At 43.5% G+C, this 12,171-nt stretch carries 7 protein-coding genes; 5 read left to right on the plus strand and 2 right to left on the minus strand.

Annotated elements, in window-relative coordinates:
• Positions 1 to 429: 429 nt before the first annotated feature.
• The 5 genes from ACTHMC_RS14295 to ACTHMC_RS14315 all read left to right on the plus strand — a co-directional run bounded on the left by ACTHMC_RS14295 (position 430) and on the right by ACTHMC_RS14315 (position 8,886).
• Entirely contained in the window at positions 430 to 1,008 is a 579-nt protein-coding gene (locus ACTHMC_RS14295) for an RNA polymerase sigma-70 factor (RefSeq protein WP_440413982.1), read from the plus strand.
• A gap of 55 nt (positions 1,009 to 1,063) precedes the next feature.
• The gene (locus ACTHMC_RS14300; protein ID WP_440413983.1) at positions 1,064 to 2,260 is read left to right on the plus strand and encodes a FecR family protein; all 1,197 of its coding nucleotides are present in this window, start codon (positions 1,064 to 1,066) and stop codon (positions 2,258 to 2,260) included.
• Positions 2,261 to 2,572: 312 nt separating this feature from the next.
• Positions 2,573 to 6,028, plus strand: a complete 3,456-nt coding sequence (locus ACTHMC_RS14305) for a SusC/RagA family TonB-linked outer membrane protein (protein ID WP_440413984.1) — start codon at positions 2,573 to 2,575, stop codon at positions 6,026 to 6,028.
• 4 nt (positions 6,029 to 6,032) lie between these two features.
• The gene (locus tag ACTHMC_RS14310; RefSeq protein ID WP_440413986.1) at positions 6,033 to 7,418 is read left to right on the plus strand and encodes a RagB/SusD family nutrient uptake outer membrane protein; all 1,386 of its coding nucleotides are present in this window, start codon (positions 6,033 to 6,035) and stop codon (positions 7,416 to 7,418) included.
• 19 nt (positions 7,419 to 7,437) lie between these two features.
• Positions 7,438 to 8,886 carry a redoxin family protein gene (locus tag ACTHMC_RS14315; RefSeq protein ID WP_440413987.1) on the plus strand — a complete coding sequence of 483 codons (1,449 nt, stop codon included), beginning with the start codon at positions 7,438 to 7,440 and terminating at the stop codon, positions 8,884 to 8,886.
• Positions 8,887 to 9,082: 196 nt separating this feature from the next.
• Here ACTHMC_RS14315 and ACTHMC_RS14320 read toward each other — a convergent pair whose 3' ends face one another.
• Together ACTHMC_RS14320 and ACTHMC_RS14325 are read right to left on the minus strand one after the other, a co-directional pair.
• A complete protein-coding gene (locus ACTHMC_RS14320) occupies positions 9,083 to 10,399 on the minus strand; it encodes a MutS-related protein (protein ID WP_440413988.1) in 1,317 nt (438 codons plus the stop codon).
• A gap of 155 nt (positions 10,400 to 10,554) precedes the next feature.
• Positions 10,555 to 11,823 carry a hypothetical protein gene (locus ACTHMC_RS14325; protein ID WP_440413989.1) on the minus strand — a complete coding sequence of 423 codons (1,269 nt, stop codon included), beginning with the start codon at positions 11,821 to 11,823 and terminating at the stop codon, positions 10,555 to 10,557.
• Positions 11,824 to 12,171 lie beyond the last annotated feature (348 nt).

The following is a 12,171-nucleotide window of genomic DNA, read 5'->3' on the forward strand; positions in this document are numbered from 1 at the left end:
CATTCAGGTTTGAATACGTAGCCAATACCGCTTCAGCCGTTCCGATGGGAGGCTTGTTCAATGTGAACGATCCCAATGGCTTCTTCTTCGGAGAACTGAAATAGTATTAGTAGCAAACACACAAACAACGGGGTTGAAACAAGAGGGCTGACCAGCATGGGTCGGCCCTTTTACTGTATCAGCGTGCCGGTAATTCACTGGCTGTTCAGCTAAGGCTTTAACTCTACGGGCAGGAAACTTTCATCTTTGTGTTGTTAGCAAAGATTTCTTAATATTGGCTTTCCATTAAAACCATTTATTTGCATTTTTACTGAACCTTTCCTTCCTGGTCAATATCCCAGCGAATGTACCTGGAATAAATCTGTTTTAAATCTGCATAATTTTTGCTTTTTGAATGTAGACTCTCTTTCATATCATTCTCTTGATCTCATGCAGCGGTTCAATTCCGGTGATCAGGCTGCGTTCACCAGTGTTTATCACCTGTTGTATGAACGTTTGTACTGGTATGGGCGGAGGTATATTGAATCGGAAGCAGATGTAGAGGATGTATTGGCTGATGCTTATGCAAAGTTATGGGGCAGGCGGACTGAGTTTCATAGTCTGGATTCAGTGACAGCCTTCCTGCATGTGATAGTGAGGAATCAATGTCTTAATTTTCTGCGGGACCAGCAATTGAGGACCCGCAAGCAGGAAGAGTTGATCCATCTATTGGAATCCGAAGCACCTGCGGCCGATTTTTCCCTGGAACAGGTGCAGTTGGCATTGATGAAAAGGATCAGTGAGCAGGTTGATCAGTTACCTGCTAAGATGCGCGCTATTTTTTTAATGTCTTACCAGGATGGGCTAAAGCCTGCACAAATTGCCGAAAAGTTAAGCCTGAATGTTCAGACCGTCAAGAACCAGAAAGCAAATGCCATCCGGATCCTCAAACTGGCGCTGTCCAATGAACCACACCTGCTTTTGTTGTTGCTCCTGATCACCCACCAGGAGAGCCGTTTTCTGGCCTGAAATATTTCTTTCCAATCTTCTGGTACGTTTTTATCCTCTGCGTGTCGTTTAATATATGAATCTTCCGGAAAAGATAGCAGCACTCATTTTTAAGGAGTTTTCCGAGCCTTTATCGGCAGAGGAAAATTCTGCTTTGGCCGATTGGTTGGATGTTTCGGCGAGTCATCGGTTTTTTTATGATCAGTTACAGGATGAGCAACAGTTACGGGACTACTTTCTAAGATTTCAAAATAAAGAACGGGAACGGTCTGAAGACAGAGTGCTGCTCAGGCTTGAATCTCTTTTGTTTGAACAGGAGACTGCTGTTGTAAAAGGTAATTTCCTCAGGAAATGGTGGTTGGCTGCATCTGTGATCCTGGTATTAGGCATAGCTGGTTATCTATGGAATCAATCTGGTAAAATACCGGATAAGGAGTTGGTTGCAGAACCGGAAAAAAATGATACCATTTTGCCGGGCAGTCAGGGGGCTGTGTTGACCCTTTCAGACGGAAAGCAGGTTGTGCTGGATAGCCTGGGTAATGGGATAGTGGCTGAGCAGAAAGGTGCCCGGGCGGTACTGAATAACGGGCAACTTTCATATGATATTGATAAAGGTGTATCTGACAAAGTTGCTTATAATACCATGAGCACTCCGAAGGGGCGGCAATTCCAGGTTAAATTACCGGACGGCACGCAAGTATGGTTGAATGCGGCGAGTTCTATCAGGTACCCGACAAGATTCTCTGGTTCTGAACGATGTGTTCAGGTTACAGGTGAAGTTTACTTTGAGGTTGCGGCGGATTCCCGTAAACCTTTTTTTGTGAGAATAAATGGAACTGAAACAATTGAGGTGTTGGGGACAAACTTCAATGTCAATGCATATAATGATGAAACAGCTGTCCGTGTTACGCTTTTGCAAGGGGTGGTACGCGTTAGAAACGAAATAGGAACTGCTATGCTGGAGCCTGGTAAACAAGCCGTAATTGCTCATGATGTAAGAAAAATTAAAGTTTCATCAGGGATAAATATTGTGGCAGTAATGGCCTGGAAAAATGCTGTGTTTGCTTTTAGTGGTAACAGCGTTGGCGAATTAATGAGGCAGATTGCCAGATGGTATGATGTAGAGATCGTATATAGATCGGGTGTGCCGCCTGCAAGGACGTTGGGAGGAGAAATAGGACGAAACCTCGGTCTGTTACAGGTAATAGAAGGCTTACAAGAAATGGGGCTGGAATGCAAGCTGGAAGGCCGTAAACTGATCGTTGGGCCTTAAAAGTCATAATCAACAAATCTTATCAATAAACCTGCCTGTGAATGATTGCTGTTATCGTAATCTTAATTCATTCACCAAAATCTTGCTTAATGCTGTAGTCGCTGCTTAAGAGTCTGCTGCAATAAAAAGCCGGAAGTGATTCGAGCACCTCCGGCGGACGATTTCAGGCTGACCCAACTAACAAATTTTCTGTCGTCAATTGTTTCTTCAACCCAAAATCATTGCAAATCTATGCAATCCCCTGCTTTTGGTAAAGGCTCTTTTTTGCCCCCGGGCTACTGTCTTTGCCGATGTAATCAACTGTTTCGCATCATGAAACTAACTGCCTTCATTATATTGGCATTTTGCCTGCAAGTGAGCGCAACTGCATTTTCACAACATATTACCTATTCCGGTAAAAACGTTTCGCTTGAGGAGTGTTTTTCAGCCATCAGATCTCAGACCGGTTATTCAGTTGCTTATGATGTTGAGCAATTGAAGTTGGCAAAGCCTGTGAATATTAAAGCCGTAAACGAGCCGCTGAGTTCGTTCCTTGACCGGTTACTGGCCGGTCAGCCTTTCCGGTATTCCATAAAGGTCAATACTGTTTTTATTTCTCAAAAAACAGCAAGAGAGAAAATCACATTCACTATACCCGAAATAAAAGTAAAGGCTGTTGCCGGGATAGTGAAAGATAACAATGGTGCTGCCTTAATGGGTGCAACGGTTATGAACAAGCAAACTAGAGTTTCTGTAACAACAGATGCTTCTGGCAGATTCTCTATACCAGGGCAGATAGGTGAGACACTCATTGTTTCTTATATAGGATTCAAGCCGAAGGAAGTAAGTATAACAGAACAGGAATTTATAAACATCTCCTTGCTGAGGATCGATAACCTTTTAGATACTGCTGCTGTAGTTTCTACCGGCTATCAGCAAATATCCCGGGAGAGAACTACCGGTAGTTTTGATTTTATAGATAATAAGCTGATTAACCGGAGTGTTTCTACCAATATACTGGACAGGATCAATAATGTGGCCAGTGGCGTTTTCTTTAATAAGAACCAGGCAATTAATGAGCCTGCCATAAACATCCGCGGTCGCAGCACCATTTTTGCCAATGCAAACCCTCTGATTGTGTTGGATAATTTCCCCTACGACGGAGATATCAAGAATATTAATCCCAATGATATCGAAAATATCACAGTGCTTAAAGATGCCGCTGCTGCTTCAATCTGGGGAGTAAGGGCAGGAAATGGAGTGATAGTGATTACTACAAAGCGTGGCAGGCTTAATCAGAGGCCTAAGATCTCTTTCACAGGAAACGTAACCGTGCAAGGGAAAGAGGATTTGTTCTCTGTTCCTCATTTAACTTCGGAGGAGTATGTGAACCTGGAAGAGAATTTGTTCAGGAGAGGATTGTACAATTCAAGATTCAACAATGCTTACAATATAGCCTCTCCTGCAGTGGCCATTTTACAAAACCGGAAATTGGGACTGATCTCTGCTGCTGACTCTGCAGCCCAACTGGATGAACTGAGAAATTATAATGGAATCCAGGAGTATGCTGATCTTTTCTTAAGAAGTACAGTGATGCAACAGTACCTTTTAAATGTGTCTGGAGGTGGCAATAATAATAAGTATTATTTTTCTGTCGGGTATGATGATAACCTGGCTAACCGGATGGGAACCTATTCCAAACGCCTGACATTAACAGCAAATAACACCTATCATCTCTATAAAGACAAGGTTCAGTTTACTTCCGGTATCATACTGACAAATGCAAAATCCGGCAGCAGTTTGTCCAACTATTCACCGGTAAAGCCTTACGAGCGGCTGAGAGATGCGAACGGTCAACCTGCCGCAGTGGTTAACCAGTGGCGGAAATCCTATAAGGACACTGCCGGGAATGGTAATTTGCTGAACTGGGATTATAGGCCTTTGGAAGAGCAGGGGACTGATAGTCGTGGCAATCTGATAGACTACAATATCAACTTTGGGCTTGATATTAAAATATTAAAAGGGCTAAAGGCCGGGTTCGTTTATCAACTGAAAAAAGGGACCCGTGAATCAAATTCGATCCGTACAGGCGATTCTTACTTTGTCAGAGATCTTATCAATCAATACACCCAGGTCAACTATGCGAATAACTCTGTGATCAGGCCAATACCGTTGGGAGATATCTTTTCATTTAGCATTGAATCCATCAGGTCTAACTCTGGCCGTGCACAGTTGAATTATGATCTTAATTGGGGAAGTGATCACGAGTTGACTGCATTGGGAGGGCTTGAGATCCGTGAGATCGGGACTTCCGCAAGGTCTAATACGCTCTATGGTTATAACCAGTCAACGGCCAGTAGTATCGCTGTAGACCCCGTCAATAATTACGTGAATTTTGTAACAAAGGGTTCTGGGCGGCTACCGGTTAGCGGTCCCTCAAATTCAGAAACACTTGACAGATTTATTAGCATTTATTTTAATGGTGCATATACCTATGCCGGTAAATACATTCTTTCCGGCAGCTTACGAAAAGATGAATCTAATTTGTTTGGGGTGTCCGCAAATATGAGAGGTGTTCCACTTTGGTCTGCTGGAATAGCCTGGGATATCAGTAAAGAAGACTTCTATAAGGTAGGATGGCTTCCCAGGCTCAAGCTGAAATTAACCAAAGGATATAACGGAAATCTCTCAAAAAATCTGTCAGCCTATACAACAGCAGGCCAATTGTCCCTGAACCAGATGGGGCAAGCAATCCTTTCTATCATCAATCCTCCTAATCCTTCTTTACAGTGGGAAAAGGTTAATAATACAAATTTGGCACTTGAGTTTGCATCCAGAAACGGAAAAATAAGAGGAAGTGTTGAAGGATATTTGAAAGAGGGATTGAATCTGATCGGCAACAGCGTGATTGCACCTCAGACAGGGGTTATTCAGTTTACAGGAAATACAGCCAATACCCGTACGAAAGGTGTTGATCTTAATTTAAGCGCAGATATTTTCAGTAAACCATTTCAATGGACTGCAAATTTGTTGTTCCAGCTAAATACCAATGAGATTACCCAATACAATATAAAACAACCTACAGCAGGAAATCTGATTAACGGAAACTATACTAATCCGATGGTTGGCAAGCCTTACTCCGCCATTTTCAGCTACAGGTGGGGTGGCCTGGATAATGCCGGCAATCCGATCGGTTATCTGAATGGAAAAGAAAGCCAGGAGTATAGTAAGATTGTCAATTCTGTGAACCTCGATGAGGTTATATATAACGGACCTGCAACTCCGGTTTGTTATGGCTCATTAAGGAATAGTTTTGGCTTCCGGAATTTTGAATTTTCATTCAATACCACGTATAAGCTTGGATATTTTATCAGGCGGGGGAGTCTTGATTATTCAAAAATTGTGGTCAATGGTGGGTTTTCTTATCTGGTTGCAGATTACTCTCAAAGATGGCAAAAGCCCGGCGATGAGCTGATTACTAATGTTCCTGCCCTGGTTTACCCGAATAATGATCTGCGGAACAGTGTTTACACAAACTCAGAGATCCTTGTTGAAAAAGGAGATCATATCCGCATCTATGATTTTCAGCTTTCATATTCTTTTAATGAACATAGCCTGAGACGCAGCCCTTTCTCTTCCATGCGCCTGTATGCCTATGCTACCAATCTGAATCTGATCCTTTGGAGAGCTAACAGATCAGGGCTCGATCCTGATTATGTAAACCAGGGTATTTATTCACCCCGGCAACCGGTTGCCTTCTCAATAGGAATTAATACAACTTTTAAATGAATATATGAGGCGTAATACATTTTATTTGATCACGTTATTGGCTTTGCTCTTTTCACTTCCAGCCTGCAACAAGGATAGGTTCCTGGATGCAAAGCCTAATTCTAATATAATTATCCCTGAAACATTGGATGATATGATCAAGTTGCTTGACAATGTTCAGGATTTTTCCCCTGCGCTGCCTCAGTTGTCCTGCGATGATTATTATTATCCCTCGCTTGTTGATTTACAATCTGCGTCATCAGTTATAGAAAGAAATGCCTATACCTGGGAAAGCGACCTGCTGAATGGACAGTCCAAAATACTGGATTGGAACCAGGCATACAAAGCTGTTTTTTATGCGAATGTAGTGATCGAACAATTAGAGAAGTCTGATTCAAAACTACTGAACGGACAACAAGGCAGGAATGTTCTGGCTACTGCTTTGCTGAAACGGGCTTCTGCATTCTTTGAGTTGGTGCAGTGCTTTGCCAGGTCGGTAGACAGTAATTCGATGCAGCAAGACCCCGGTATCCCACTGCGTTTGTCAGCTAACATTGATGAACTTAAGCAGCGGGCATCAGTAAAGGAATCCTACGATCAGGTGTTTTCTGATATATTTCGTGCAAGGGACCTTACTGCTGTTTCTTATGAGCCGATCAACCGGAACAGGGCGTCAAAACAAGCAGTATATGGCTTGCTGGCCAGAGTTTATTTAAGTGTCAGAAACTATGAGAAGGCAGGTTTGTATGCAGATTCAAGTTTGAAATTGTATAATAAGCTGGTGGATTACAATTCACTGAGCAAGACTTCTTCTTCCCCTTTATCCACAACCAATGATGAATTGGTGTATGTGATCAATCAGGTTCCTACTTACAACTATACAATTCCTTTGATCCTTGGTGCTACTACACCTGTTGATTCTAATCTGTACAGGATGTATGCCAGCAATGACCTCAGAAAAGAGATTTTTTTCAGGATTGCATCCGGGCTACCTGTTATGAAGATAACATACAATGGATATGTGTATCCCTATACCGGCATTACAACGAGTGAGCTGTACCTCATCCGGTCCGAAAGCGCAGCAAGGATGAATAATGTCTCAGAAGCTATGCAAGATCTGAATACACTTTTAAGGACAAGATGGAATAACGCCGCGGTTTATCCGGAAGCATCAGCAGGCAATCAGACAGATGCTTTGGATCTGATCCTGACTGAACGAAGAAAAGAACTTGTCTGGCGCGGACAAAGATGGTATGATCTGAAGAGATATAATATGCATGGTGCAAATATTACGCTCGAACGTATGATCGATGGTGTTCGGTATGAACTTCCTCCCAATAGTCCGAAATATGTTATGCCGATACCGGATGACGAAGTTTTATTGAGTGGTGTTTTACAAAATGAAAGATAGAATATCTAAAAATAATAATATGAAATATAATCAGATTGCAATATTTCTGCTTTGTGTGACTGCCGTTTTCATGTTTAGTTCAGGGTTTGCTCAAAAGCGTGTTGTTTTGAGCGGTACTGTAAAGGGCGGTAAAGGATTTGACACTCTTGTTGTTTATAAATACGACAATGAAGCCCTTGTGAAAAGTTACAAGTTTGCAAGAGTTTTCAGGATACCTGTCGATAATGGTAAATTCTCCTTTGTGATGAGAATGGATGAGCCATTTACCTACCTGGAGGTGAAAGAAAAATTTGCCACTTCATTTGAGAATCTTCCTCAGAAGATGTTGATCATGGATAATGATTCTCTGAACTTTTTGATCACTGCCACCAAGGCCAGTGTGTCCGGGATTGGAGCGAGGAGGGTTTTGATCCAAAAGGAGATGGAAGGAATTCAAGGGATTCCCGAAGAATCATGGTATACTCTTGATTACCAGGTTTTGTTGGATAATCATCTGAAAGCAGTTCAATTAGGTCGTAAAAAATCAGGGTTTGCTGGTAAAAATGCTGCCTCCATTGGCAAAGCAGCGCTTTCGGTAATGGAGCTTGAGAATGAATATGCTGCCAGATATAAAGTTGTTCAGAACTTGTATAGACTGGTCCGTACGAATCCTGGTAAAACTGAGTTGCACGCTGTGGTGAGGGATTTTTTTGAAGATTCAATTTTGAATTCCAGGATTCCAAAGCAGATGATGGAAGGAGCAGAGAATTCAATGTATTTGCCCCAATATTTATTTAGCAGGATTTTATTGCAATCCATGCTGTATGGAAAGATGAATTCCTGGTATAAGGATATATTTCATCTGATCTCTGAGGTAGAGAATAAAAAGTTAAGAGAGGTATTGCTCTTGAAACTATTAAGCAATACTGATCTGAATGATCTGACTGATAGTACGGATGTTTATCGCCAAAGGGCTGATGCAATGGTGACATCTTATAAAAACCGCCCCCCTCTACAGTATTTTTTAGGGGCTTCTTTTCCCGGAGCTACGCCCAGGAATTTTTCTTTCTATGATTCAGCAGGAAACAAGGTAAAGTTGAGGGATTTCAAAGGTAAGGTGGTATTCATCGATATCTGGCATACCGGTTGTGGTATGTGCGCAGTCATGAATGAACGCCTGAAGCCGGTGATGGATTCATTGTTCCGGGTAAATAAAGATTTCGTTTTATTAAGTATTTCTACTGATAAAAAAGCTGATGTATGGAAAAAAAGCCTGAAGACATTTGAGTATCACCATGAGAAGGCTATTGCGCTTAATGATCATTTTATGGGAGAAGACAGCCCATTATATAAATTTTATGGATTTGAGGGGGCTCCTCAAACAATATTGCTGGATAAAAACGGGAATCTGGTAGCCATGAACCCTCCGGTCAAACCTAAATATAATCCGGAGTTTCATTTGCTTGGGTTATTGAATAAACTGCTGTAAATAGCAGCAATAGCAGACGATGCAGTTCCTTGTATTTGAAAAATATTTATTTAGCGTGCAGCCATGAGCGCTTGTTGTAAGCCGGCTTTATAGAGGTTGAATACGCCGGTATTCTGTAGAAAATCCGGGTTGGTCATTGGCCAGGCCCGGATTTTGTTTTTGAAATGAAATTCATGACTTTACTTTTTTATGATAATTAACTGCCCAGCAATTCCAGGATCCCTTCATTCCTGATGATCATCATGCCCTGTCTGTCTTCCGTTACCCCTTCTTCCAGCTTATAAGTATACCTCGGTCTTGATCCTTCCATTATAGTAGGCATAAAAACAGCATGGATATTTTTTCTTTGCTTCAATGCTTCGCCCACTTCAATGATATGCGTGGAAACGATGAACAAGCAAGCGTGATAATCTGCAAAGCCTTCCGTAACGGCCAGTGTACCGTCATATGCATCTTTTACGTTCGTTCCCTTGAATAATTCATCGAACATCAGCAACAATCGTTTGCCGCTGGCAGCCGCATCTGCGGCTTGTTTTACGCGGACCACCTCGGCGTAGAAATGGCTGTAACCAAGCCCGATATTATCGGCCACGTTGATGGAGGAATACAAGCCATCGCGTACAGAAAACTCCATCCCTGATGCAGCTACCGGAAATCCCATATGCGCCAGGTACATCCCGATGCCGATGCTTTTCATCAGGGTGGATTTCCCCGCCATATTGGCCCCGGTTAAGAAGATCACGTTCCTGTTTCTGTCCATAAGCAGGGTATTGCCGATGGCTTTGTCAATGCAGGGATGGCGCAGGTCTTCAACGAGAAGGGTATTCTGTGTTGCGGGTAAAGCTGTGGCATAGTTGAAACCTTTCGCCCTGGCCACATCGCTCACTGCAATGTACATGTCTACTTCGTATATGAACTGCAGCAGGTCTTCCAGCTGGGCTGCAAACTGGTTCTTTAGAAGATGATTATAGTACCCGATGGTTTGAACGGACAGGGATTGGTAGATATCGATGTTCCTGAGTTTCTCCAGCTTTTTATCCAGTAGTAAAGTCCTGATACCATTGATACGCTCTGTGTATGCACCATAGGGGAGCCTGATGCTGTCGGTAAATGCATAACATTTATTGAGCGTAACGATGGTTGCCTGCAAGCCCTGTACGTTCTTCTTGAACGCCTCATCCCGTGTAATGCTGGCCAGCATTTTCCTAACGAAGGTACCCGCCATGGCGATAGCGGTATTATTGCTGCCCCGGATATCCAGGTACTCCCGCATGAGGTTCACCTGTTGCACATCAAAGGGGAAGCTCATGCCGGCCTGCTGGAAATTCCGGAAAGTGCTGCTGCGCTCGTTGATGGCCGCTGCATCTGTGAGCGGGTTCCTGAACATATGATCGAGCAGATGTTCTCCACCACGGGTCTTCACCCGGTTGAACAGATGGTATACCGAATCTGTTCGGAACTTGCCGAGGAGGTTGAGCTCGTCGAGTGTTTGTTTGTCTATATTAAAACTCATGATTGTTGAATTTTGTCAGCGTGTGCCCAGTAGCTCGCGTCCCCGCGAGTTACTTATATTCCGTCGCCTCTGGCGACGCGGTGTTCGCCAGAGGCGAACAAATATGGGTCACTCGCGGGGACGCGAGCGACTTCACCGCTGAGGAAAGGCGATTACTATGACTTCCGCTTCACTCTGAAACTGCCGAGTATCATTCCGTTTTCTATATTACACTCCTCAAAGTGAGTGGAACCCACTGACAAAGTACCTTCAATATAACCGCCTGCATCGCCGTATTTAGTGATGGAAAGGCTACCCTGACTGTATTCAGTTTGATTGCTTCCGCATTTTCTATGGTTTGTCTGGTAGATCTTTCCATCCATGGAGGCCAGCACTGCCAGCTTTCCGCTTTCGTTCATATCACCCGGACTGAAAGAACCAGTGCGCTGCCCGGTGAACTGGATGCTCAATACATTTGCACCATTGTACACAGAAACGGCAGTTATGCCATTGGCAGCCTGTGCCACCGTTGACCCACCGGAAAACTTTGCCCCCTTCAATGACCAGAAGAAATATTCGTCTTTTTCCAGTTGAACATTGGCACGGATGATCAATGTACCGGTAGTGCCGTATTCAGTGGGATCTCTCCAGTTCAGAATATCCACCACGGTTGCTTCTACAATATCGGTAGACGCTGCAGCAACGGTTGCAGGTGCTTTATAAGTAGCTTCCAGCGTTTGAGATTTTGTGATGGAACCGGCACCAAAAACTTTCCATTCTTTGATATTCCTGTCCATCACAACATATTCAGGGCCTAACAGATCAGTCATGTCCTCGAGCTCAGTTTTCTGCAACGCAGGATCTACAACAACTGCAAAACTGGTTGTTTCGCCTCCCGTCAGCACTGACTTTCCCCGATTGACCAGCTTGATGGAAGTTTCAACAGACCAGTCGCTGAAATGCCTTGTGTTTACTTTTAGAACCTTATTGGCCTTGTCTATAGTCCTGTTCCGTACACGGGCCCAATACCCTTCAGCATTCTGAAAAGCAAGGTAGAGATAATCTTCCTCCGTACCTTCCAGGTCCTGTTCATTATAATTAAAGCGGATCTCTACATCCTTATTGAACGTTACATTTTCAGGCAGCAGCCTGTAACTCAGTCCTGAACCCAGTCCCAGCGTATTGGTTACTGGTTGTACAGAGAAAGTGGTATTTGCATTCACTGTTCCTGCAGGAACAACAATACTCATCCGGCCATCTTCACTTGCGATGCTTCCACCTGCCGGACCAATCACTTTGGTTACAGCAGTTCCCAGGGGAGTGCCATGTTCTTTCGGCACAGCCACCATCGGAATAGATTCATCACCACCTCCACTTTTCTTGCAGGAGATCATCAGAAACAGGAAAACGATACCTGTCAATAAACTAACTGACTTCATTTTCATAATCGGATCGAAACCTTTTTGCGGTTCCGGGGGCAAATTAATTACGCACTCCGGCCTCTGCCAGCAAAGGCGACATAGAAGCCGAACCGTCGACAAAAAACAATATTGCCCCTACAAAAGCAGGCCGGATCTTTCCCCGCTCTAAAAAAATAAATGGAAAGACATTTTTTTCTGTATACTTGACTGACCAATCAAAGTGTTTACCATGCTGGCTGACAGGGATGAATTATACATTAAGGAGCGCTGCTCCAGGGGCGACAGGGATGCCTTCACCCTGTTGTACAGCTGGTATTACAAGCCACTCTACAGACATATCTTTCTCTTTCTCCGGTCAAAGGAAGCTACTGA

The organism is Pseudobacter sp. (assembly GCF_051955275.1).
Taxonomy (GTDB): Bacteria; Bacteroidota; Bacteroidia; order Chitinophagales; family Chitinophagaceae; genus Pseudobacter.

Excerpts from the sequence above, each read along its gene's own strand:
- ACTHMC_RS14295 (WP_440413982.1), top strand. The coding sequence starts at position 430 with ATGCAGCGGTTCAATTCCGGTGATCAGGCTGCGTTCACCAGTGTTTAT.
- ACTHMC_RS14300 (WP_440413983.1), top strand. The coding sequence starts at position 1,064 with ATGAATCTTCCGGAAAAGATAGCAGCACTCATTTTTAAGGAGTTTTCC.
- ACTHMC_RS14305 (WP_440413984.1), top strand. The coding sequence starts at position 2,573 with ATGAAACTAACTGCCTTCATTATATTGGCATTTTGCCTGCAAGTGAGC.
- ACTHMC_RS14310 (WP_440413986.1), top strand. The coding sequence starts at position 6,033 with ATGAGGCGTAATACATTTTATTTGATCACGTTATTGGCTTTGCTCTTT.
- ACTHMC_RS14315 (WP_440413987.1), top strand. The coding sequence starts at position 7,438 with ATGAAATATAATCAGATTGCAATATTTCTGCTTTGTGTGACTGCCGTT.
- ACTHMC_RS14320 (WP_440413988.1), bottom strand. The coding sequence starts at position 10,399 with ATGAGTTTTAATATAGACAAACAAACACTCGACGAGCTCAACCTCCTC.
- ACTHMC_RS14325 (WP_440413989.1), bottom strand. The coding sequence starts at position 11,823 with ATGAAAATGAAGTCAGTTAGTTTATTGACAGGTATCGTTTTCCTGTTT.